We start from the raw sequence: 21,409 nt of genomic DNA, 5'->3' as shown, positions 1-21,409 counted from the left end.
CGCATGACTGAAGCGGACAGGCCCGCCATCGCCGTGCTCGGTGCGGGCAAGATCGGGGAGGCGCTGCTGTCCGGCCTGCTCACCGGCGGCCGGCGCGCGGACGAGCTGATGTTCACCGAGCGGCACCCGGAGCGGTCGGCCGAGCTGACCACCCGGTACGGCATCCGCGGCGTCGACGTCACCACCGCGGCCAGGGAGGCCGGCGTCCTCGTCGTGGCCGTCAAGCCGCAGGACATCGACCCGGTGCTCGAGGAGCTGGCGCCGGTGGTCACGGCGGACACGCTCGTGGTGTCGCTGTGCGCCGGCCTGCCGACCGCGCTGTACGAGCGCAGGCTGCCCGACGGCGTCCCGGTCGTGCGGGTCATGCCGAACACCCCGATGGTCGTCGGCGAGGCGATGAGCGCCATCTCGCCCGGCCGGCACGCCACCGCCGACCACCTGGCCGTCGTCGAGCAGGTACTGGGGACCGTGGGGACCGTGGTGCGGGTGCCCGAGTCGCAGCAGGACGCGGTGACCGCGCTCTCCGGCTCCGGGCCAGCGTACTTCTTCTACCTGGTCGAGGCCATGATCGACGCCGGCATCCTGCTCGGACTGCCGCGCGCGGTGTCGGAGAAGCTGATCATCCAGTCGGCGGTCGGGGCGGCGTCGATGCTCGCGCGGACCGGGGAGCACCCGGTGACCCTGCGGGAGGCGGTGACCTCGCCGGCCGGCACGACGATCATGGCGATCCGCGAGCTGGAGAACCACGGCGTGCGGGCCGCGCTGCTCGCCGCGATCGAGGCCGCGCGGGACCGGTCGGCGGAGCTGGGCCGCGCGCACGAGCCAAAATAGTCGGTCCTCGGCGTCGCATCTGTCACACCAGTCCCGCTACCCTCGGGTGAAGCACGTGCGTGTCGATACCGCCCGGTGGGGAAGCCGAGCGGCGCGACGCGTGTCGAAGGGCTGGTGATGATGCCGGCGAACGCGAACGACCCCGAACATCCGGCTGGGCTCGCGCAGGCCAAGTTCCTCACCGTCGCCGAGGTGGCGACGGTGATGCGGGTGTCGAAGATGACCGTGTACCGGTTGGTGCACAACGGAGAGTTGCCCGCGGTGCGGGTCGGCAAGTCCTTCCGGGTGCCGGAGAAGGCGGTCGACGAGTACCTGCGCAGCGCCTACTTCGACGCCGGCTGAAACGCCGGCTGAAGCGACGGGTAACCTTGGGGACCGTTGTGCCTGGTTCCCTTGAGCACGTCCGTGACCTCACCGGTCGAGTGGTCGTCGCCGTCCAGGCAATCCGACCACCGACGACAGTGAAGGATCCGCATGGGCTCGGTCATCAAGAAGCGCCGCAAGCGCATGTCGAAGAAGAAGCACCGCAAGCTTCTGCGCAAGACGAGGGTGCAGCGCCGCAAGCTGAAGAAGTAACCACGTCGTGTGACGTGCGTTAACTACACGTTGCCACCGACGTTTCGATCACGATTCAGCGGTAAGCTGGTGGGCGGTCCGCCACTGTGATAGCCGGATCGCCCTCCACCGTGATCGATCCATCGGAGTCGCATGGCGCCCAACGTCGTCCTCGTGACCGGGGTCGCCGACCGCATCGCCGGTCGGCTGGCCGCGGAACTCGCCGCTGACGAGAGCATCGAGCGGGTGATCGGGGTCGACCCGAACCCGCCCGCGACCGGCCTGCCCGAGCGGGTCGAGCTGGTGGCGGCGGACCCGCGTGGCCCACTGGTCACCCGGGTGCTGCGGTCGGCCGGCGTCGACACCGTGGTGCACGCCGCGCCCCTGACCGGTCCCGGTCAGGTCGTCGGCACCATGCGCCTGCTGGCCGGGTGCCAGCGCGCCGGCGGTGTGCGCAAGCTCGTGGTCCGCTCGACCGCCGAGGTCTACGGCGCGAGCGCGACCTCGCCGGCCGTGTTCACCGAACAGGACGTGCCCGACGGCGTCCGCCGCGACGCGCTCGAGGTCGAGAGCCACGTGCGCGGCTTCGCCCGCCGGCACCCCGAGGCCACGGTGACCACGGTTCGCCTGGCCGAGCTGCTCGGTTCCGGCGCCGACTCCCCGCTCGCCAGGTACCTGGCGCTCCCCGTGGTGCCGACCGCGCTCGGCTTCGACGCCCGCGTCCAGGTACTGCACCCCGGCGACGCCGTGGCCGTCCTCCGCCGGGCGGTGACCCACGACCTCCCCGGCGTCTACAACGCCGGCGGTGACGGCGTACTCCTGCTGTCCCAGGCGATCCGCCGCGCCGGTCGGGTGCAGCTCCCGATGCCACGCGCGGCCGTGCCCGCCGCGGCTCGGCTCGCCCGCGCCGAGCTGTCCCCGGACCTCGCGCGCCTGCTCAACTACGGCCGCGTGCTCGACACGACCCGGCTGAAGACCGCGTTCGGCTACGCCCCGCGGTGGTCGACGACCGCCGCGTTCGACGACTACGTGCACGGCCAGAGGAGATGACGAGGTTGGGCGAGGCCCAGGTGATCCCACTTCCCCGGCGGGAGCTCGACGGCCCACCGGTGACGGTTCCTCGGCCGCGTCCCGTGACCCGGCTGCGTCAGCGCCGGGAGGCGCCCGGCCTGCGCGCGTTCGTCCGCAACCGCCTGACCGGTGAGTACCCGGTCGACGAGTTCGGCTTCGACCCCGAGCTGACCGACACCCTGCTGCTCCCACCCCTGCGCGCCGTCTACGAGAAGTGGTTCCGCGTCACCGTGACCGGCACTCTTCCGCCAGGCGGTTCCCTGGTGGTGGCGAACCACTCGGGCACCCTCCCGTGGGACGCCCTGATGACCGCCGTCGCCGTGCGCGACAACCACCCGGAACGCCGCCACCTGCGGATGTTGGGTGCCGACCTGGTGTTCAAGGTGCCGGTGCTCGGGAGCCTGGCCCGCAAGTCCGGCCAGACCCTGGCGTGCCGGGCGGACGCCGTGCGCCTGCTGCGGGCGGGCGAGGTGGTCGGCGTGTGGCCGGAGGGCTTCAAGGGCATCGGCAAGCCGTTCCACGAGCGGTACCGCCTACAACGCTTCGGCAGGGGCGGTTTCGTGACCACGGCGCTGCGGGCCGAGGTCCCGATCGTCCCGTGCTCGATCGTCGGCGCGGAGGAGATCCATCCGAAGATCGCCGACCTCAAGCCACTGGCGAAGCTCCTCGGCCTCCCGTACTTCCCGGTGACCCCGCTGTTCCCGTTGCTTGGTCCGCTGGGCGCGATCCCCCTGCCCACCAAGTGGCACATCCACTTCGGCGACCCCATCCGCCCCGCGCCGTCCACCCCAGACGCCGCCGACGACCCGGCCCAGATCCTGGAGATCGCCGACACCGTCCGCGACACGATCCAGGCCACCCTGGACCACCTGGTCGCCACCCGCCCCTCGATCTTCTGACCCCCCGCGCACCGCTGACCCCGCCCTCGCGCCCAGAGTTGTCCACAGCTACCCCGCACCCCTCCAAACCGCCTCTGATCAGCGGTAATCTGGATCCAGGGGTCCCCCTTGCGATCACGGGGACGTCTGTCGGGAGGCGTTTGCTATCGCACCGACCATGGCGGGGTGGGCGATCGCCTTCCGATGCGCGGCGGTGCTCGGGTGGCGTCGCGATCAGGCGAGGCGGTCGCGTCTGCGGTAGGCGAGGCCGGCGGCCACCGCGCCCGCCACCGCGCCCGCGCCGAGGACCGACGGCACGCCGATCTTCGCCGCCTTGCGGCCGGTCCGGAAGTCGCGGATCTCCCAGCTGCGCTTGCGGGCCGTCTCGCGGAGGGCGCCGTCGGGGTTGACCGCCACCGCGGTGCCGACCACCGACAGCATCGGCACGTCGTTCGACGAGTCCGAGTACGCCGTGCAGCGCCGCAGGTTCAGGCCCTCGCGCGCCGCGAGCGCCCGCACCGCGTGCGCCTTCGCCGGCCCGTGCAGCATCTCGCCGACGAGGCGCCCGGTGTACACCCCGTTCTCGCTCTCCAGGACCGTTCCGAGCGCGCCGGTCAGGCCGAGACGCCTGGCGATGATCGTCGCCAGGTCGACCGGGGTCGCGGTCACCAGCCAGACCCGCTGGCCGGCGTCCAGGTGCATCTGCGCCAGCGTGCGCGTCCCGGGCCAGATCTTGTCGGCCATCAGCTCGTCGTAGATCTCCTCGCCGAGGGCCATCAGTTCGGCGACCGAGTGCCCGGCGACGAAGGACAGGCCGGACTCCCGCGCGTTCCGGATCCCGTCGCTGGTCTCCCGCCCGCCGACCCGGAACATCACCTGCTGCATCGCGAACTTCGCGAGGTCGGAGCTGGTGAAGAACTTCCTGGCGGCCATCCCCCTGGCGAAGTGGAAGATCGACGCGCCCATCATCATCGTGTTGTCCACGTCGAAGAACGCGGCCGCCGTCAGATCCGCGGGCGGCGCCGGCCGGCCCGGCTCCTCGACCTCCGGGGTCGCCTGCTCGATCGCGACCGCGGCCTCGGCGGAAGCCTCGCCCGCCAGCGTGGCGAGCTGCTCCTCGACCTCCGGCTCCTTGTCACGGCCACGCCACAGGGCCACGTCTCGCCTCCGCGCATTCGACCAGCTGTACTCCTACCGACAGCCTAGTAGTGCCCGCTCAACCGCCGATCCGGACGCCGGGGAGCCCGGGCAGCAGCGGCGGCACCTCCACCTGCGGCAGCGGCAGCGGCACCTCGACCGACGGCAGCGGCTCGGTGGGCTCGGAACGGGCCCCCGGCGCGGGCGTCTCGGGCAGCACGCTCGCCACGTCGGGTACCGGTACCAGCGGCGGCAGCGGCGGGGTCGGGGTCTGCGGCTCCGGCTCGGTGCCGGCGGGCGGCCGCGGGGTCGACGTCGGTGCCGGGTCGGCGGGCGACGGCGCGGGAGCCGGCGGGACCGAACCGGACACCCGCTCGCACGTCCCGCTCGCCGGCAGCGCTCCCACGTCGTCGAACGAGCCCGAGGTGATCTGGTAGCAGTCCATCCTGGCCAGCAGCGCGTCCGCCCGACCGGCGATCCGGCCAAGCAGGGTCAGCGACGCCGCCTCCCGGCCGCGCACCGCCGCGGGCAGCGTCACGTCGGTCAACCGCGCCGAATGCCGTCGCGCCCACGTGCCAAGCAGCTCCAGCTGGCTGCCGTCCGCGCGGGTCGCCAGCGCGATCAGCTGACGCGACCCGGCCGCGGCGTCGTTGTCGAAGTCGGTCAGCGCGGTGAGGTAGCTGCCGATCGGCGCGCCGCTCGCACCCGGATAGCGGGTCGCGAGGGTCTCCAGTTCGGTGATCCGCGCGCTGGCGAAGTCCAGGTGCTTGAGCGCCTTCGACTCGTCGCCGAAGGTGAGCCCGAGCGCCGCCGCCTCGGCCGTCCGCTTGAACCCGTACAGCGCGTCACCGGGCAGCGCGTCCCTGGCCAGCAGCAGGCTCATCCCGGTCAGCGACCCGACCAGCGCGAGCAGCGCCACCGCCGCGACGGCCAACCGCCCTCTGGCACCGGACAGGGGTCTGGCGGGGCGGTCCTCCCGCCCGCCGCCCCTGGTCGGCCCCCGGCGGCCGCGCGGCCCCCGACTCGCCCGCGCGACACGCCCGGAGGCGACCCGCTGGGGCCGCACCCGGTCACCGGGAGCAGGTTCGGACAGGCCGGCGAGGACACGCTCGCGCATCCGAGCGCGCTCGTCGGCCGTCGGTGCGGTCAGCGGGGCCAACGCGGCCAGTACCGGCGCGACGCCAGCGGCGTCATCACCGACGGCCGAGTCCGGCCGGTCCGGCTCGCTGCCCGTGTCCACATCCTGCTCCGGTCCTGATCCTGGAACCGAATCCCGGATCTCGTGTTGTGAACGAGCCGCCCGCACCCGGGTTACGGCCGCACGCCTGGATTTCCGCCTCATCGCAGCTCCGTCGGCAGCAGCTGGGCCAGCCGGCGCACCGCCCGGTGCTGCAACGCCTTCACCGCGCCCTCGCCGCGCTCCATCACCCGCGCCGTCTCGGCCACCGACAGGCCCTGCAGGAACCGCAGCACGATGCACTCCCGCTGGTCGTCGCCGAGCTGGCCGACGCACTCCAGCAGCGCCGACCGGGTCAGGTGGGCCAGCACCTGCTGCTCCGGCCCCGCCTCGACCCGCTGCGAGTCGTCGACCTCGGCGGTGGCGACCTCCAACCGGAACCGGCTCGACTTCACGTGGTCGAGCACCAGGTTGCGGGCGATCGTGACGAACCACGCGCCGACGTCGCGGCCCTGGTAGGTGATCGAGGTGATCCGGCGCAGCGCGCGCAGGAACGTCTCGCTGGTGACGTCCTCGGCCAGCTCCCGGTTGCCGACCCGGAACAGGACGTACCGGAACACCACGTCCACGTACTGGTCGTAGAGCTGGGCGAACGCACCCCGGTCGCCGTCCTGGGCGGCGTGCACGAGGTCCCATGAGCGGCCCGGGTCCTGGCTGGAGATGTCAGCCTCCACCGCGTCCCGTGGAACTGGGCGCACGGACGGCATCGACCTTCTCCCTCGCTACCGGAGCCTCGAAGAGCATACGTCTTGTTACTTCGTAGTAGGTAACGGTTCCGCTCGCCGGCCTCCCGGGGTCTCGACCCTGACGACAGTGAGTCGTGCCACACTGCGGGAAGTTACGGGATCCGGGCGAGTGGATGCGGAGGTCCCCCCTGTGGTTGACGCGTCGAGGGCCAACGTCGCCGATCTGGTCACCGAGGCGGCCGCGCGCGTGCCTCGGCACGCGGCGCTCGTCGACCAGCCGACCGGACGGTCGCTGACCTGGCGGCACGTGGACACCGCGGTCACCGCGTTCGCCGGCACCCTGCTCGAAACCGGCCTGGTGCCGGGCGACCGGGTCGCGATCGTGCTGCCCAACGGGCCGGAGTTCGCCGTCGCGCTGTTCGGCGTGCTGCGCGCGGGCGGGGTCGCGGTGCCGGTCGGCACGCACTTGCCGCCGGCCGAGCTGACCAGGGTGCTCACCGACAGCGGCGCCTCGGTCCTCGTCGGAGCGGGCGCCGACACGGGCGCGTACGACACGGGCACCATCCTCGCCCCGCCCGACCTGGACGCCGTGCCCGAGGTCGAGCCGACCGCCGACGCACCGCGCGGCGGCGAGGACGTCGCCGTGCTCTGCTACACCTCCGGCACCGCCGGCTCACCGCGCGGGGTGATGCTGTCCCACCGCGCGCTGCTGTCCAACGTGGAGCAGTGCGCTGCGCTGCGCCCGGCGCCGGTCACCGCGACCGACCGGGTGCTGCTGGTGGTGCCGCTGTTCCACGCCTACGGCCTCGGCCCCGGCCTGCTGCAGGTCGCCGCGGCCGGCGCGACCGCGGTGCTGATGGAGACCTTCGGCGTCGAGCCCGCCCTGGACGCGTGCGCCGGGTACCGGGTGACCGCACTGGTCGGCGTGCCCGCGATGTACCAGGCGTTCGCCGAGGTGCCGGCCGACCGGCTCGCCGAGGCGCTGTCCACCGTTCGGCTGCTGACCTCGGGTGCCGCGCCGCTGCCGCCCCCGGTGCTCACCGCGATCCAGCGCGCCACCGGCCTGCACGTGTTCGAGGGCTACGGGCTCGCCGAGACCGGGCCGGTGCTGACCTCCACGCTGGTCGGCGGCCTCGCCAAGCCGGGGTCGGTCGGACGCCCGCTGCCCGGCGTCGAGCTGGTCCTGGTCGACTCGGACGGCCGCCCGGTCGGCGCCGCGCCGGAGGAGGACGAGCCGGGCTGGTTCGACGACGACGCCGCGTCCGAGACCGGCCGGGTCGCCGCACGCGGCCCGAACCTGTTCAGCGGGTACTGGCCGGACGGCGCGCACGGCCCGGACGCCGACGGCTGGTTCACCACCGGCGACGTCGGCTACCTCGACGCCGACGGCGACCTGCACCTGGTCGACCGGGCCAACGACCTGATCATCGTGAACGGCTTCAACGTGTACCCGAACGAGGTGGAGCGGGTCCTCGGCGAGCTGCCCGAGGTGGCCGAGTCGGCCGCGGTCGGCGTGCCGGACGAGCGGACCGGCGAGCTGGTGAAGGCCGTGATCGTGCTCGCCCCCGGCGCGTCCCTGACCGAGGACGCGGTCCGCGAGCACTGCGCCGAGCGGCTGGCCAGGTTCAAGGTGCCGAGCGCGGTCGAGTTCGTCGACGCCCTCCCGTACGGGGTCACGGGCAAGGTCCGCCGGGCCAGCCTGCGCGGGTAACGTCGGGCACGTGGTGGAGCGAGAGCGAAGGAGCGTGCGCCGTCTGGACTGAGGAGCGCGCGCAGGCGCGTCAGCGCCGAGCACGTGACGAGGGAAGACGGCGGCTTAGCGGATGAGCGAAGCGACCAATGTGACAGTGACCGTCATCACCCGGCAGGGATGCCATCTGTGCGAGGCCGCGGAGGCCGACGTGGCGCGGATCTGCGGCGAGCTGGGCGTCGAGTGGACCACCACCGACGTGGACGGCGACCCGGAGCTGCGTGCCGAGTACGGCGACTACGTCCCGGTCATCCTGATCGACGGCGCCCAGCACGGGTACTGGCGTGTCGAGGAGGACCGGTTCCGCGCCGCCCTGGCCCGGTAACCGATCCGTAAGCCCGATCCGGTTGCCGCCGCCCACCGCGCGGGACGACCGTGGAGAGCGTGCAACTCGACACCGGAACGGCTCGGATGAGCCGCGGTCGCGCGATCGCCGTCGCGCTGGTCTCGCTCGGGGCCGCGCTCGCCGCCGGGCACCTGGTCGCCGGGTTCGTCGGCCCGCCCGCCTCGCCGTTCCTCGCGGTCGGGAACTGGGTGCGCGACCTGAGCCCGCACCCGGTCACCGAGTGGGCCAAGGACACCTTCGGCACCGCCGACAAGCTCGTCCTGTTCCTCGGCGTCACGCTCGTGATCCTGGGCTGCGCGGTCGCCGCCGGCCTGCTCTCCCGGACCAGGCCATGGCCCGGCCTGCTGGTCGCCGGCGCGCTCGGCGTCGTCGGGTTCGTCGCCGTGCTCACCCGCCCCGACCTCGGCCAGCTCGGCATCCTCGCGCCGGCGGCGAGCCTGCTGGCCGGCGTCGGCACCTTCAACCTCCTGCACAAGCGCGCCGACCCGGTCACCAGCACCGGCCGGCGCGACTTCCTGCGGCTGTCCGCCGGCGTCGCGGTCGGCGCCGGCGTGCTCGGCGGCGTCGGCCAGGCGTTCGGCTCGCGGGTCGACGTTGAGGCGTCCCGGCGCGCGGTCGGCCGGCTGCGGGTCGCCGAGCCCGCGCCGCCGATCCCGGCCGGCGCGGACTTCCCCGGCACGGTGAGCTTCCTCACCGACAACCGCGACTTCTACCGCATCGACACCGCGCTGACCGTCCCCCGGGTGACCGCCGACGGCTGGTCGCTGCGCGTGCACGGCCTGGTCGACCGCGAGCTGGAGCTCGACTTCGCCGCCATCCGCGAGCGGCCCCTGGTCGAGCGCACGATCACGATGGCCTGCGTGTCCAACGAGGTCGGCGGCTCCCTGGTCTCCACCGCGAACTTCATCGGCGTCCCGCTGCGCGACGTGCTCCTGGAGGCCGGCGTACGCCCCGAGGCCGACCAGTTGCTGTCCACCAGCGTCGACGGCTTCACCGCCGGCAGCCCGGTCGACGCCGTCCTCGACCCCGAGCGCGGCGCGCTGCTGGCGATCGGCATGAACGGCGAGCCGCTGCCGGTCGAGCACGGCTTCCCCGCGCGCCTGGTGGTGCCCGGCCTGTACGGGTACGTCTCGGCCACCAAATGGCTCACCGAGCTGGAGCTGACCACGTTCGCCGCCGAGCAGGGCTACTGGATCCCGCGCGGCTGGTCGGCCCTCGGCCCGGTGAAGACCCAGTCCCGGATCGACACCCCACGCGACGGCGACACCACCGGCACCACGGTCACCGTCGCCGGTGTCGCCTGGGCCCCGGCCGTCGGCATCGACCGCGTCGAGGTCGCGGTGGACGTCGATTCCGGCGGCGACTGGCGGGACGCCCGGCTCGCCGCCGAGGTCGGCCGGAACACCTGGCGGATGTGGCGCGCCACCGTGGACCTGCCGCCCGGCGAGCACCGGATCGCGGTGCGCGCCACCGACCGGAACGGCGAGACCCAGACCGACGCGTTCGCCCCGCCCGCTCCGAACGGCGCCAGCGGGTGGCACACGATCACCGTCACCAGCCGGTAAGACCCCCTCCACCCGGATGCGAGCCGGCCGTAGTAGACAGGGGGTGGACGTGCCAGGAAAGGCCCCTAACCGGCGACTTTGTGCCTGCGTTCACAAGCGGCTACCGTTAGGCGCATCCCAGGGGCGAGTCTTTCAAGGAGTGTCAGCGTGGCGCAGCGTGGCCAGTCCGACGCAGCCGGTAGAACACCCCGCGCGCCTGCCGAGAACGCGGCCGAGATCACCACTCCGATGCCGACCATCAACGGCAACGGACTGCGGGACCGCGCCCGGGCCATCCCCGAGGCCGCCGTCGCCCGGCTCGCCGTCTACCTGCGGGTTCTCTCCGGAATGCGGGAGCAGGGCGTCGCCAGCGTGTCCAGCGAGGAGCTGTCCGGCGCGGCCGGCGTCAACTCGGCGAAGCTGCGCAAGGACCTGTCCTACATCGGCTCGTACGGCACCCGCGGCGTCGGCTACGAGGTCGAGGTGCTGGTCGACCAGATCGAGCGTGTGCTCGGACTCACCCGTGAACAGAGCGTGGCCGTCGTCGGCATCGGTAACCTCGGACACGCACTGGCAAACTACGGCGGATTCCCAGGCAGGGGCTTCCCGGTGACCGCGCTGTTCGACGTCGACCCCGACCTGATGGGCGTGCCCGTCGGGGGGATCCCGGTCGACCACATCGACGACATCCCGAAGGTCTGCGCCGCGCGCGAGGTGACGATCGGCGTCATCGCCACCCCGCCGCCGGCCGCGCAGGCCGTGTGCGACCGGCTCGTGCAGGCCGGCGTCGAGTGCATCCTGAACTTCGCCCCGGTCGTGCTCCAGGTCCCGGAGACGGTCGAGGTGCGCAAGGTCGACCTCGCGGTGGAGCTGCAGATCCTGTCCTTCCACGTCGCCCGCCGCGCCGACCACGCCCCGGACGCCGACGCCACCCCGGCCCAACGGGTCAACGGGAACGCGCCGAACGGGGTGGTGGTCCGCAGATGAGCGAGCTTGCGAGCGAATCCATGTCACAGGGCGACCGCGACCGGCGCGACCGAGCCTGCGAGGGGGCGTCGTGAGTGTCATAGCCGTGGGGCTCTCGCACCAGTCGGCGGACCTGCGCGTGCTGGAACGCGCCACCGTGCCGGCCAACGAGGTCGGCAAGATCCTCGACGAGCTGATGCACCGGTCCAACGTCGTCGAGGCCACCCTGGTCAGCACCTGCAACCGGGTCGAGGTCTACGCGGTCGTGCAGGCCTTCCACGGCGGCCTCGCGGACATCGTCGACGTGCTCGGCCGGCACTCCGGGCTGGACACCGCCGAGCTGTACGAGCACCTCTACGTGCACTACGCGGCCGCCGCGGTCGAGCACCTGTTCTCGGTCACCGCCGGGCTGGACTCCATGGTCGTCGGCGAGTCGCAGATCCTCGGCCAGGTCCGCAACGCCTACGGCACCGCCCGCGAGGCCGGCACCGTCGGCCGCACCATGCACGAGCTGGTCCAGCGCGCGCTGCGGGTCGGCAAGCGGGTGCACGCCGAGACCGGCCTGGACGCCGCGGGCGGCTCCGTTGTCTCCGAGGCGCTCGCCGACGCCGACCGGCTGCTCGACGGGCTCGCCGGCCGCACCGCGCTGCTCGTCGGCGCCGGCTCGATGGGCGGGCTCGCCGCCGCCGCGCTGCGCCGCGCCGGCATCGGGGAGATCGTCGTCGCCAACCGCACCGAGGCCACCGGCGCGCGGCTCGCCGAACTCCAGCGCGCGGCCGGTGTCCCGGCCACCTCGGTCGGCCTCGGCGACCTGGCCGACCACGTCGCCGCCGCCGACCTCGTCGTCGCCTGCACCGGCGCCACCGGCACCGTCGTCGAGCTGGACGCGGTCCGCCCGCGCACCCGGCCGCTGGTCGTCTGCGACCTCGGCCTGCCCCGCGACGTCGACGCCGCGATCGGCGACCTCGACCTGGTCACGATCGTCGACCTGGAGCACCTGCAGCGCCGGCTGGCCGACTCGCCTGCCGGGCTGGACACCCGCCGCGCCGGCGAGATCGTCGCCGAGGAGGTCCGCGGCTACCTCGCCACCCAGCGCTCCGCCGAGGTCACCCCGACCGTCACCGCGCTGCGCCGCCGGGCCGCCGAGGTGGTCGACGCCGAGCTGCTGCGCCTGGACTCGCGGCTGCCCGACGTGGACGCCCGGGTACGCGGCGAGGTTGCCCAGACCGTGCGCCGGGTAGTCGACAAGCTGCTGCACACGCCGACCGTGCGGGTCAAGGAGCTGGCCTCCGGCCCCGGCGGCGCCGAGTACGCCGAGGCGCTCCGCGAGCTGTTCGGGCTCGACCCGACGGCGCCGGCGGCGATCACGAACACGACGGACGGTGAACACCGGTGACCCGCACGATCCGCATCGGCACCAGGGGCAGCACGCTCGCCCTCGCCCAGACCGCCACGGTGGCCGAACAACTCGAGTCGGACGACGTCAAGGTCGAGCTGGTCACGGTGGAGACCCCCGGTGACCGCTCGTCCGCGCCGATCGCCGAGATCGGCATCGGCGTGTTCACCTCGGCGCTGCGCGACGCGCTCGCCGACGGCACGGTCGACGTGGCCGTGCACTCCTACAAGGACCTGCCGACCAAGCCCGACCCGAGACTGTCGCTCGCCGCGGTGCCGCCGCGCGTCGACCCCCGGGACGCGCTGGTGGCCAGGGACGGGCTGACGCTCGGCGAGCTGCCGCCCGGTTCCCGCGTCGGCACCGGCGCCCCGCGCCGGGTCGCGCAGCTCCAGGCCCTGGGCCTGGGACTCGAAATCGTGCCGATCCGCGGCAACGTGGACACCCGCATCCGCAAGGTGACCGATGGCGAGCTCGACGCGGTCGTGCTCGCCAGGGCCGGGCTAGCCCGGCTCGGCAGGCTGGGCGAGATCACCGAGGTACTCGACCCGATCCAGGTCCTGCCGGCCCCCGCGCAGGGTGCCCTCGCGGTGGAGTGCCGCGTCGACGACGTCGACACCGAGCACCTCCTGCAGTCCGTCGTGGACGACGAAGCCACCCGGGTCGCGGTGGCCGCCGAGCGCGCCTTGCTGGCCGCGCTCGAGGCCGGCTGCAATGCCCCGGTTGGCGCACTGGCCGACGTGGTCGAGGACCTCGACAGTGACGACCGGGTGGTACAGCGCCTGTCGTTGCGCGGGGTCGCGGCCGCGAACTGGACCGCCGACGGCGACCTCTCGGGGACCGCCGTCGACCTGCTCCGGGCCTCGGCCACCGGTGACCTGACCGAAGGTGAGCAGCTGGGGCGTGCCGTGGCCGCCGAGCTGCTCGAGCTCGGAGCCGGCGTGCTGTCCGGCCCCGAGCAGTAGTCCGATAGGAAGTGGCCAAGAGATGACCACCCGTACCCGAAACAGCTCGGGTCGTATCGCGTTCGTCGGCTCCGGTCCGGGTGACCCGGGGCTGCTCACCGTCCGCGCCAGGGAACTGCTCGCCAGGGCCGAGCTCGTGGTGACCGACCCCGACGTGCCGGCCGGCGTGCTGGAGCTCGCCGGCAGCGGCGTCGAGGGCGAGCCAGAGGTCCGCCCGGCCGTCGGCGACCCGGCCGACGTGGCGAAGGACCTGGTGACCGAGGCCAAGGCGGGCCGCGTCGTGCTCCGCCTGGTCTCCGGCGACCCGCTGACCCACTCCGCGCTGGTCGCCGAGGCGCAGGCGGTGGCCCGCACCAGCGCCGCGTTCGACGTGGTGCCCGGCGTGCCGGCCGCGACCGCGGTGCCCGCCTACGCCGGCATCGCGCTCGGCGCCGCGCACGCCGTGGTCGACGTGCGCGGCGAGGTCGACTGGGCCGGTCTGGCGCGCACCCCCGGCCCGATCGTCATGCTGGCCAGCTCCAGCCACCTCGCCGAGGCCGCCTCGGCCCTGGTCGAGCACGGGCTCGCGGCGCAGACCCCGGTCGCGGTCACCGCGGACGGCACCGGCTCCGGCCAGCGCACCCTGGACACCACGCTGGCCTCGCTGGCGCAGGACGCCGGGGAGATCGCCGGCAACCTGGTGGTCACCGTCGGCCAGGCGGTGTCGGGGCGGACCAAGCTGTCCTGGTGGGAGTCCCGCGCCCTGTACGGGTGGCGGGTGCTGGTGCCGCGCACCAAGGACCAGGCGGGGGAGATGAGCGAGCGGCTGCGGCTGCACGGCGCGATCCCGTCCGAGGTGCCGACGATCTCCGTCGAGCCGCCGCGCAGCCCGGCGCAGATGGAGCGCTCGGTGAAGGGCCTGGTCGACGGGCGGTACCAGTGGCTGGTGTTCACCTCGACCAACGCCGTGCGCGCGGTGTGGGAGAAGTTCGCCGAGTTCGGCCTGGACGCCCGCGCGTTCTCCGGCGTGAAGATCGCCTGCGTCGGCGAGTCGACCGCGGAGAAGGTGCGCTCGTTCGGGATCATCCCCGAGCTGGTGCCGACCGGGGAGCAGTCCAGCGAGGGCCTGCTCGAGGTGTTCCCGCCCTACGACGACATCCTCGACCCGGTGGACCGGGTGCTGCTGCCGCGCGCCGACATCGCCACCGAGACCCTGGCCGCCGGCCTGCGCGAGCGCGGCTGGGAGATCGACGACGTGACCGCGTACCGGACGGTGCGTGCCGCGCCGCCGCCCGCCGAGACCCGAGAGATGATCAAGACGGGTGGCTTCGACGCGGTGTGCTTCACCTCGTCGTCCACCGTGCGGAACCTGGTCGGCATCGCCGGCAAGCCGCACACCCGCACGCTGGTCGCCTGCATCGGCCCGAAGACCGCGGAGACCGCCCGCGAGTTCGGCCTCCGCGTCGACGTCCAGCCGGAGAACCCCCAGATCCCGACCCTGGTGGACGCCCTGGCCGAGCACGCCGCCCGCCTCCGCGCGGAGGGTGCGCTGCCGCCGCCCCGCAAGACGAAGCGAGCCCGCCGCTAGGAGGCGCGCATGTTTCCCAGCCACCGGCCCCGCCGGCTGCGCACGACCCCGGCGATGCGCCGGCTGGTCGCCGAGACCACGGTCCGGCCGAACCAGCTGGTGCTGCCGATGTTCGTCAAGGAGGGCGCGACCGAGCCGACGCCGATCGCGACCATGCCGGGCGTCGTCCAGCACACCCGGGACAGCCTGCGCAAGGCCGCCGTCGAGGCGGTGCAGGCCGGGGTCGGCGGGCTGATGCTGTTCGGCGTGCCGGAGACCCGGGACGCCACCGGCTCCGGCGGGCTCGACCCGGACGGCGTGCTCAACGTGGCCCTGCGCGACCTGCGGCACGAGCTCGGCGACGAGACCGTGCTGATGTCGGACCTGTGCCTGGACGAGTTCACCGACCACGGCCACTGCGGGCTGCTGGACGCCGACGGCAACGTCGACAACGACGCCACCCTGCGGGTCTACGGCGAGATGGCGCTCGCGCAGGCCGAGGCGGGCGCCCACCTGCTCGGCCCGAGCGGGATGATGGACGGCCAGGTCGGCGCGATCCGCGAGGCGCTCGACCGGCACGGCCGCTCCGACGTCGGCGTGCTGGCGTACTCGGCGAAGTACTCCTCGGCGTTCTACGGCCCGTTCCGCGACGCCGTCGAGTCCCAGCTCACCGGCGACCGCAAGACCTACCAGCAGGACTCCGGCAACGTCCGGGAGGCGCTGCGCGAGGTGCGGCTGGACCTCGACGAGGGCGCCGACCTGGTGATGGTCAAGCCCGGGATGCTCTACCTCGACGTGATCCGCGCGGTCGCCGACATCAGCGACGTCCCGGTCGCGGCCTACCAGATCTCCGGCGAGTACGCGATGGTCGAGGCCGCCGCGGCCAACGGCTGGCTCGACCGGCGCTCGGCCGTGCTGGAGACGCTGACCTCGCTGCGCCGCGCCGGCGCGGACATAGTGCTGACCTACTGGGCCGTCGAGGCCGCCCGCTGGCTGCGGTGACCGCGCGGGTAACCTGCGCGCCGTGACCAAGCCAGGCAATTCGGACCCCGACGAGGCCCCGGAGCCCCCGGTGGAGAAGACACCGGAGAAGCCGGCGGCCAAGCGGCCGGCGGCCCGCCCCGCCAAGAAGCCGATCATGCCCACCGCCCGCGAGGCGGCGGCGGAGACCACCGGCAACCCGCCGCCCGGCGTCGTCCGCTGGGGCTTCTACCTGGTCGTCATCGGCGTCGTGATCGGTGTACTCGGCGCGATCTACCTGCTGGTCAACCGGGATGTCCTGGTCGAGAACCAGCTGGAGCTGGACGGGGAGCTGACCCGCGTCGAGGCCGAGCAGATCGTCACCAACGCGCTCTGGACGCTGATCATCATCAACGTGATCTTCGGCGCGTTCCAGGCCCTGTTCGGCTGGAAGGCCCGCGAGGGCCAGCGCCGCGCCAGGATGTTCGTGACGATCGCGACCGTGATGGTCGTGCTCTTCCACTACCTGCTGGTGCCGACCCTGTTCGGCCAGCTCGCCGCCCTGGTCACCGCGATCGGCGTCGCCCTGTACCACCTGCCGGCGGCCCGCACCTACTACCCGCCACGGCAGCAGTTCAGGTAAGACACCCACCTTCGGACCGCACTTGACCACAAGTACGTGACCAGGCCGAAGCCACCGGGCCGAACGCGACCAACAGGGATGAATTCCGGGGAGGCGGGACTGTGACCGGGGAGCCGGACGAGCCGGTCCTGTTCGCCGAGGCGGGCTCCAGCTGGTGGCCGGTGCTGTGGGGCCCGCTGTTCGCGGCCGTCGGCGTCGTGCTGGAGGCGCCGACCGGCCCGGTGAACTGGCTGCCGTGGATCGTGGTGGCCGCCGTGTTCGGCGGCGGCGCCGCCGTGTGGGTGTCCGCCCGCCGCAGGGTCTACCTGGTGCGGCTCACCACCGGCACCCTCACCCAGGGCCGCGAGCACGTGCGGGTGGCCGAGATCGCCGCGGTCACCGACGTCGGCACCCCGGCCGGTGCGAAGGTCCTCGGCGGCGGCTGGACCGTGCCGCGCAAGACCGAGGCCGTCCCGGTCCGCCTCACCGACGGATCGGTGGCCCTGGCCTGGGCACGTGACGACGACGGCCTGCGCGACGCCCTGCGCCGGCTGGTCGAACCCGACCCCACCTGAACGGATCGGCGTCATGTTCAATGGAGGTGTGTCGAACCCCCACGAAGACGGCCACCTGGAACCGGCGCCCCCGGTGCGGGACGACGAGTCCGCCGAGATCCCCCGGCCGAAGGCGATCGACACCGCCTTCCAGGCCAGCCTCGCCGGCGCCGCGATCGGCGCCATCGCCACGGTGGTCACCGTGCTGTTCGACAGCGAGGGTCTCGCGCTGCTGGTCCGCGACATGCTCTCCGGCGCCGGCCTGCCGGACGGCGACGCCGAGGTGGCGCAGGCGGTCGGCACGTTCCGGGTCGCCATGGTGCTCGGCATCCTCGTGTTCCTCGGCCTGTCGCTGCTGTTCGCGCTGAAGATGCGCGCCGGCCGCAACTGGGCCAGGATCCTGATCACCGTGCTCGCGTTCGTCGGCGTGGTCGGCTTCCTCAACGCGATGGCCGCCAGCGGCGCCGCGCTCGAGCTGATCTGGAGCCTCGCGGAGGTCGCGTTCGCGGTCACGGCGGTGATCTACATGTTCCGCCCGGAGTCCACCCGGTACTTCGTCGAGCACAAGAAGCGTCGCCTCGCCCGGCGCGGCTTCCGGGCATGAGAGGCTTGGATCCGTGACCGCACCGCCCGCAGAAGAGCTGGTCGCGCCGCCGCCGACCGAGCCGGCCAGGTTGCACCGCCCGGCCCGCGCCGCCGTCGCGCTCGCCGAGCTGCTCGCCGCGGCCGGACTGGTCGCCGCCGCGGTGTGGTGGGCGTGGCCGAACGGGTTCGCGACGATCGTCACCGTGGCGCGCGACGGCACCGAGCTGACCTCGGAGCGGACCTCAGGCAACTGGCTGGCCGCCGCCATCGGCCTCGGCGCGCTCGCCGCGCTGCTGCTGGTGGACGCGGTGCGGCAGGTGGTGCTCGCGGTCCGGACCAGGCCGCGACCGAGACGATCGGCGAAGGTGGCTCGTGGTTGAGGTGACGTCCGCACGGCGCTCGGCGGAACTGTTCGACCGGGCGCGGGCGGTGATTCCGGGCGGGGTGAACTCCCCGGTGCGCGCGTTCCAGGCGGTCGGCGGCACCCCGAGGTTCATGGTCCGCGGCGACGGCCCGTACCTGTGGGACGCCGACGGCACGAGGTACGTCGACCTGGTCTCCTCGTGGGGCCCGATGATCCTCGGGCACGCGCACCCGGCCGTGGTCGAGGCGGTGCGCTCGGCGGCATCGGCCGGCCTGTCGTTCGGCACCCCCACCCAGGGCGAGATCGAGCTGGCCGAGGAGCTGATCGGCCGGGTCGCCCCGGTCGCCCAGGTGCGGCTGGTCAACTCGGGCACCGAGGCCACGATGAGCGCGATCCGGCTGGCCCGCGGGTTCACCGGCCGGCGCAAGGTCGTCAAGTTCGCCGGCTGCTACCACGGCCACGTGGACGCCCTGCTCGCCGACGCCGGCTCCGGGGTGGCCACGCTCGGCCTGCCCACCACCCCCGGCGTGACCGGCGCGTCCGCCGCCGACACGGTGGTGCTCCCGTACAACGACCTGGCGGCCGTGCGCGAGGTGTTCGCCGCCGAGGGCGCCGAGATCGCCGCGGTGATCACCGAGGCCGCGGCCGGCAACATGGGCGCGGTGCCGCCCGAGCCCGGGTTCAACGAGGGCCTGCGGGCACTGTGCGACGAGCACGGCGCGCTGCTGGTGATGGACGAGGTGATGACCGGCTTCCGGGTGTCGGCCGCCGGCTGGTACGGCATCGACGCGGTCGCCGGTGACCTGTACACGTTCGGCAAGGTCATGTCCGGCGGCCTGCCCGCGGCGGCGTTCGGCGGCCGGGCCGACGTGATGGCCGCGCTCGCCCCGGCCGGCCCGGTGTACCAGGCGGGGACGCTGTCCGGGAACCCGGTGGCGGTCGCCGCCGGCCTGGCGTCGCTGCGCGCGGCCACCACCGACGTCTACACCGCCCTGAACGCGAACTCGACCCGCGTCGGGGCGCTGCTGACCTCGGCGCTGTCGGCGGCCGGCGTCGAGCACCGGGTGCAGTTCGCCGGCAACCTGCTGTCGGTGTTCTTCGCCGCCGACCCGGTCCGCGACTACGCCGCCGCCAAGGCGTCCGCGACCGACCGGTACCCCGCGTTCTTCCACGCCCTGCTGGCCCGAGGCGTGTACGCCCCGCCGAGCGCGTTCGAGGCGTGGTTCGTCAACGCGGCCATGGACGACGAGGCGTTCGAGATCATCGGTGCGGCGTTACCCGCGGCCGCCGCGGCCGCGGCCGAGGGGGAGATGTGAGCGAGCGCACGACCGTGCACATGGTGCGGCACGGGGAGGTGGAGAACCCGACGGGGATCCTGTACGGCAGGCTGCCCGGGTTCGGGTTGTCCGAACTGGGCAGGCGGCAGGCGCTGATCGTGGCCGAGCACCTGTCCGGCAACGACGTCGCCCACGTGGTGGCGTCCCCGCTGGAGCGGGCCCAGCAGACCGCCGGCCCGATCACCGACTCGCACCGGCTCACCCTGGCCACCGACGACCAGCTGATCGAGGCGGACAACAAGTTCGAGGGCCAGCGCGTCGCGGTCGGCGACGGGGCGCTGCGCTCGCCGAGGCACTGGCCCCAGCTGCACAACCCGTTCCTGCCGTCCTGGGGCGAGCCGTACCTGCGGATCGCGCACCGGATGCTGGGTGCGGTGCACCGGGCGCGGCACCGCGCCGAGGGCCGGGAGGCGGTGTGCGTGTCGCACCAGCTGCCGATCTGGACCCTGCGCCGGTTCCTGGAGGGCAAACGCCTCTGGCACGACCCGAGGCGGCGCCAATGCTCGCTGGCGTCGATCACCAGCCTGATGTTCGAGGGCGAGCGCCTGATCGCGATCCGCTACTCCGAGCCGGCCGGCGCGTCCAGCCCGAAGGTGACCGGCGCATGAGGGCCCTGCTGCTCGCCGCGGTGCTGCTCGTCGTCAGCGCGTGCACCTCCGGAGCCGACGCCGGCGTCGGCGGCGCCGAGTTCCAGTTCGTCTCGCCGGGCGGCCAGACGGAGATCTTCTACGAACCCGACGAGCGCCAACAGATCCCCGAGATGTCCGGCGAGGACCTGATGAACGAGGGCGAGCGGATCTCGGTGTCCGACTTCGCCGGCGACGTCGTGGTGCTCAACATCTGGGGCTCGTGGTGCTCGCCGTGCCGGGTCGAGGCCCCCGAGCTGCAGGAGGTCTACGAGCTCAGGAAGGACCAGGGCGTCACCGTCCTCGGCATCGACGTCCGCGACGGGAACCGCACCGCTCCGCAGGACTTCGTCCGCGACACCGGCCTGACCTACCCGTCGATCTACGACTTCGCCGGCCGGTCCCTGTTCGCCCTCAAGGGCTACCCCCGCTCGATCGTCCCGTCCACGATCGTCCTGGACTCCCAGCACCGCGTCGCCGCCGTGTACCTCCAGAGCCTCCTCGCCGAGGACCTGCTCCCGGTCGTCGACCGCCTGCTCGCCGAGAAGAACGGGTAGCGCGCGCCACGTCGGCGGGGAGGTGCCGGTCGGGGCGTCGGGGGCGGTGCCTACCCTGAGCGCGTGGACCCCTCCGCCCTCGCCTACGACGGGCCGCTGCTGCTGGCCGCGGGGGTCGCGCTGCTCGCCGGGATCATCTCGTTCGCCTCGCCGTGTGTGGTGCCGTTGGTGCCGGGTTATCTGGCCTACCTCGCCGCGCTCGTCGGTGCGGACGCGCCGCCGGTGACGGTGCCCGCGAAGGACGGGACCGGGGCGACCACCACAGTCGCCGAGAAGCCGGTCACCGAGAAGCCGGTCACCCGGTGGCGGGTCGTCGGCGCGGTCGGGCTGTTCGTGCTCGGGTTCACCGTCGTGTTCGTCGGGACGATCGGCAGCATCGTCTGGCTGGCCGACGCCCTGTTCGTCAACCAGGACCTGCTCCAGCGCATCGGCGGCGTGGTCACCATCGGCATGGCGCTGGTGTTCGTCGGGCTCGTGCCGTGGCTGCAGCGGGACGTGCGGGTCCACCGGGTACCGCGCCTCGGGCTCGCCGGCGCGCCGCTGCTCGGCGCGGTGTTCGGGCTCGGCTGGACGCCCTGCCTCGGGCCGACGCTCTCCAGCGTGATGGCCATGGCCCTCGGCAGCGGCGGCACCGCGGTCCGCGGGTACGCACTGACCCTCGTCTACTGCGTCGGCCTCGGGCTGCCGTTCCTGGTCATCGCGCTCGGTGCCAGGTGGACGGTCCGCACCAGCGGTTGGCTGCGCCGCAACAGCCGCACCATCCAACTCGTCGGAGGAGTCCTCCTGTTCGTCGTCGGCGTGCTCCTGGTCACCGGGCTGTGGGGCGAGCTCACGTCCTGGCTGCGCATCACCTTCATCAGGGACACGGAGCTCCCGCTGTGATCGCGTTCCTCCGCAAC

Annotated in this window: 24 protein-coding genes; 21 read left to right on the top strand and 3 right to left on the bottom strand. The window is 73.3% G+C overall.

The window, feature by feature from the left end; translation table 11 throughout:
- Positions 1-3 precede the first annotated feature (3 nt).
- From proC to JT362_RS21535, 5 genes are all read left to right on the top strand, one after another.
- Positions 4-831, top strand: coding sequence for a pyrroline-5-carboxylate reductase (gene proC, locus JT362_RS21555; protein WP_260193355.1), 828 nt, complete (start codon positions 4-6; stop codon positions 829-831).
- 120 nt (positions 832-951) lie between these two features.
- Positions 952-1,173 (top strand): helix-turn-helix domain-containing protein, encoded by a 222-nt coding sequence (locus tag JT362_RS21550; RefSeq protein WP_260193820.1) that lies wholly within the window; start codon positions 952-954, stop codon positions 1,171-1,173.
- 132 nt (positions 1,174-1,305) lie between these two features.
- Positions 1,306-1,407, top strand: a complete 102-nt coding sequence (locus JT362_RS21545; protein ID WP_018684825.1) for a 30S ribosomal protein bS22 — start codon at positions 1,306-1,308, stop codon at positions 1,405-1,407.
- A 132-nt stretch (positions 1,408-1,539) separates the two neighbouring features.
- Entirely contained in the window at positions 1,540-2,436 is an 897-nt protein-coding gene (locus JT362_RS21540; RefSeq protein WP_260193349.1) for an NAD-dependent epimerase/dehydratase family protein, read from the top strand.
- A complete protein-coding gene (locus tag JT362_RS21535; protein WP_260193347.1) occupies positions 2,433-3,356 on the top strand; it encodes a lysophospholipid acyltransferase family protein in 924 nt (307 codons plus the stop codon). Before JT362_RS21540 ends, JT362_RS21535 begins: the two co-directional genes overlap by 4 nt.
- A 213-nt stretch (positions 3,357-3,569) precedes the next feature.
- Here the strand turns inward: JT362_RS21535 and JT362_RS21530 are convergent, their stop codons facing one another.
- The 3 genes from JT362_RS21530 to JT362_RS21520 all read right to left on the bottom strand — a co-directional run bounded on the left by JT362_RS21530 (position 3,570) and on the right by JT362_RS21520 (position 6,416).
- On the bottom strand, positions 3,570-4,493 hold the full coding sequence (locus JT362_RS21530; RefSeq protein WP_260193346.1) for an HAD family hydrolase: 924 nt from the start codon (positions 4,491-4,493) through the stop codon (positions 3,570-3,572).
- A gap of 58 nt (positions 4,494-4,551) precedes the next feature.
- Positions 4,552-5,712 (bottom strand): DUF5667 domain-containing protein, encoded by a 1,161-nt coding sequence (locus tag JT362_RS21525; RefSeq protein ID WP_260193345.1) that lies wholly within the window; start codon positions 5,710-5,712, stop codon positions 4,552-4,554.
- A gap of 98 nt (positions 5,713-5,810) precedes the next feature.
- A complete protein-coding gene (locus JT362_RS21520) occupies positions 5,811-6,416 on the bottom strand; it encodes a sigma-70 family RNA polymerase sigma factor (protein WP_260193344.1) in 606 nt (201 codons plus the stop codon).
- A gap of 169 nt (positions 6,417-6,585) precedes the next feature.
- Between JT362_RS21520 and JT362_RS21515 the strand changes: the two genes are divergently transcribed.
- The 16 genes from JT362_RS21515 to JT362_RS21440 all read left to right on the top strand — a co-directional run bounded on the left by JT362_RS21515 (position 6,586) and on the right by JT362_RS21440 (position 21,392).
- Positions 6,586-8,106, top strand: coding sequence for an AMP-binding protein (locus tag JT362_RS21515; protein WP_260193343.1), 1,521 nt, complete (start codon positions 6,586-6,588; stop codon positions 8,104-8,106).
- 112 nt (positions 8,107-8,218) lie between these two features.
- Complete coding sequence (locus JT362_RS21510; protein ID WP_260193341.1) at positions 8,219-8,470, top strand: glutaredoxin family protein; 252 nt, start codon at positions 8,219-8,221, stop codon at positions 8,468-8,470.
- A gap of 86 nt (positions 8,471-8,556) precedes the next feature.
- Entirely contained in the window at positions 8,557-10,056 is a 1,500-nt protein-coding gene (locus JT362_RS21505) for a molybdopterin-dependent oxidoreductase (protein ID WP_260193819.1), read from the top strand.
- Between the two features lie 228 nt (positions 10,057-10,284).
- On the top strand, positions 10,285-11,022 hold the full coding sequence (locus JT362_RS21500) for a redox-sensing transcriptional repressor Rex (RefSeq protein ID WP_260193340.1): 738 nt from the start codon (positions 10,285-10,287) through the stop codon (positions 11,020-11,022).
- Between the two features lie 70 nt (positions 11,023-11,092).
- Complete coding sequence (locus JT362_RS21495) at positions 11,093-12,397, top strand: glutamyl-tRNA reductase (RefSeq protein WP_260193339.1); 1,305 nt, start codon at positions 11,093-11,095, stop codon at positions 12,395-12,397.
- On the top strand, positions 12,394-13,359 hold the full coding sequence (gene hemC, locus JT362_RS21490) for a hydroxymethylbilane synthase (protein ID WP_260193338.1): 966 nt from the start codon (positions 12,394-12,396) through the stop codon (positions 13,357-13,359). Before JT362_RS21495 ends, hemC begins: the two co-directional genes overlap by 4 nt.
- 22 nt (positions 13,360-13,381) lie before the next feature.
- Positions 13,382-14,926 (top strand): bifunctional uroporphyrinogen-III C-methyltransferase/uroporphyrinogen-III synthase, encoded by a 1,545-nt coding sequence (locus tag JT362_RS21485; RefSeq protein WP_260193337.1) that lies wholly within the window; start codon positions 13,382-13,384, stop codon positions 14,924-14,926.
- Between the two features lie 9 nt (positions 14,927-14,935).
- Complete coding sequence (hemB, locus tag JT362_RS21480) at positions 14,936-15,907, top strand: porphobilinogen synthase (RefSeq protein WP_260193336.1); 972 nt, start codon at positions 14,936-14,938, stop codon at positions 15,905-15,907.
- Between the two features lie 22 nt (positions 15,908-15,929).
- Positions 15,930-16,508: a hypothetical protein gene (locus tag JT362_RS21475; RefSeq protein ID WP_260193334.1), complete on the top strand. Its 579-nt coding sequence runs from the start codon at positions 15,930-15,932 to the stop codon at positions 16,506-16,508.
- 101 nt (positions 16,509-16,609) lie between these two features.
- Entirely contained in the window at positions 16,610-17,062 is a 453-nt protein-coding gene (gene mce1N, locus JT362_RS21470; RefSeq protein ID WP_260193332.1) for a transport-regulating membrane protein Mce1N, read from the top strand.
- A 28-nt stretch (positions 17,063-17,090) separates the two neighbouring features.
- A complete protein-coding gene (locus tag JT362_RS21465; RefSeq protein ID WP_260193331.1) occupies positions 17,091-17,645 on the top strand; it encodes a hypothetical protein in 555 nt (184 codons plus the stop codon).
- A 13-nt stretch (positions 17,646-17,658) separates the two neighbouring features.
- On the top strand, positions 17,659-18,006 hold the full coding sequence (locus JT362_RS21460) for a hypothetical protein (RefSeq protein WP_260193330.1): 348 nt from the start codon (positions 17,659-17,661) through the stop codon (positions 18,004-18,006).
- Between the two features lies 1 nt (position 18,007).
- Entirely contained in the window at positions 18,008-19,306 is a 1,299-nt protein-coding gene (hemL, locus tag JT362_RS21455) for a glutamate-1-semialdehyde 2,1-aminomutase (RefSeq protein WP_260193329.1), read from the top strand.
- Positions 19,307-19,326: 20 nt separating this feature from the next.
- Positions 19,327-19,935 carry a histidine phosphatase family protein gene (locus JT362_RS21450; protein ID WP_260193818.1) on the top strand — a complete coding sequence of 203 codons (609 nt, stop codon included), beginning with the start codon at positions 19,327-19,329 and terminating at the stop codon, positions 19,933-19,935.
- Complete coding sequence (locus JT362_RS21445) at positions 19,932-20,510, top strand: TlpA family protein disulfide reductase (protein ID WP_260193327.1); 579 nt, start codon at positions 19,932-19,934, stop codon at positions 20,508-20,510. Before JT362_RS21450 ends, JT362_RS21445 begins: the two co-directional genes overlap by 4 nt.
- Before the next feature lie 63 nt (positions 20,511-20,573).
- Entirely contained in the window at positions 20,574-21,392 is an 819-nt protein-coding gene (locus JT362_RS21440; protein WP_260193325.1) for a cytochrome c biogenesis CcdA family protein, read from the top strand.
- Positions 21,393-21,409 lie beyond the last annotated feature (17 nt).

The sequence above is a fragment of the Actinophytocola gossypii genome (genome assembly GCF_025165815.1).
Lineage (GTDB): Bacteria > Actinomycetota > Actinomycetes > Mycobacteriales > Pseudonocardiaceae > Actinophytocola > Actinophytocola gossypii.
The sequence above is the reverse complement of the archived record's forward strand: the minus strand, read 5'-3'. Positions and strand labels throughout refer to the sequence as shown.

What these genes read in the sequence shown, in the direction of transcription:
- JT362_RS21520 (WP_260193344.1), bottom strand. Translation starts at nt 6,416, where the DNA reads ATGCCGTCCGTGCGCCCAGTTCCACGGGACGCGGTGGAGGCTGACATC.
- proC (WP_260193355.1), top strand. Translation starts at nt 4, where the DNA reads ATGACTGAAGCGGACAGGCCCGCCATCGCCGTGCTCGGTGCGGGCAAG.
- JT362_RS21450 (WP_260193818.1), top strand. Translation starts at nt 19,327, where the DNA reads ATGGTGCGGCACGGGGAGGTGGAGAACCCGACGGGGATCCTGTACGGC.
- JT362_RS21535 (WP_260193347.1), top strand. Translation starts at nt 2,433, where the DNA reads ATGACGAGGTTGGGCGAGGCCCAGGTGATCCCACTTCCCCGGCGGGAG.
- JT362_RS21505 (WP_260193819.1), top strand. Translation starts at nt 8,557, where the DNA reads ATGAGCCGCGGTCGCGCGATCGCCGTCGCGCTGGTCTCGCTCGGGGCC.
- JT362_RS21550 (WP_260193820.1), top strand. Translation starts at nt 952, where the DNA reads ATGCCGGCGAACGCGAACGACCCCGAACATCCGGCTGGGCTCGCGCAG.
- hemB (WP_260193336.1), top strand. Translation starts at nt 14,936, where the DNA reads ATGTTTCCCAGCCACCGGCCCCGCCGGCTGCGCACGACCCCGGCGATG.
- JT362_RS21545 (WP_018684825.1), top strand. Translation starts at nt 1,306, where the DNA reads ATGGGCTCGGTCATCAAGAAGCGCCGCAAGCGCATGTCGAAGAAGAAG.
- JT362_RS21445 (WP_260193327.1), top strand. Translation starts at nt 19,932, where the DNA reads ATGAGGGCCCTGCTGCTCGCCGCGGTGCTGCTCGTCGTCAGCGCGTGC.
- JT362_RS21540 (WP_260193349.1), top strand. Translation starts at nt 1,540, where the DNA reads ATGGCGCCCAACGTCGTCCTCGTGACCGGGGTCGCCGACCGCATCGCC.
- JT362_RS21485 (WP_260193337.1), top strand. Translation starts at nt 13,382, where the DNA reads ATGACCACCCGTACCCGAAACAGCTCGGGTCGTATCGCGTTCGTCGGC.
- JT362_RS21500 (WP_260193340.1), top strand. Translation starts at nt 10,285, where the DNA reads ATGCCGACCATCAACGGCAACGGACTGCGGGACCGCGCCCGGGCCATC.
- JT362_RS21510 (WP_260193341.1), top strand. Translation starts at nt 8,219, where the DNA reads ATGAGCGAAGCGACCAATGTGACAGTGACCGTCATCACCCGGCAGGGA.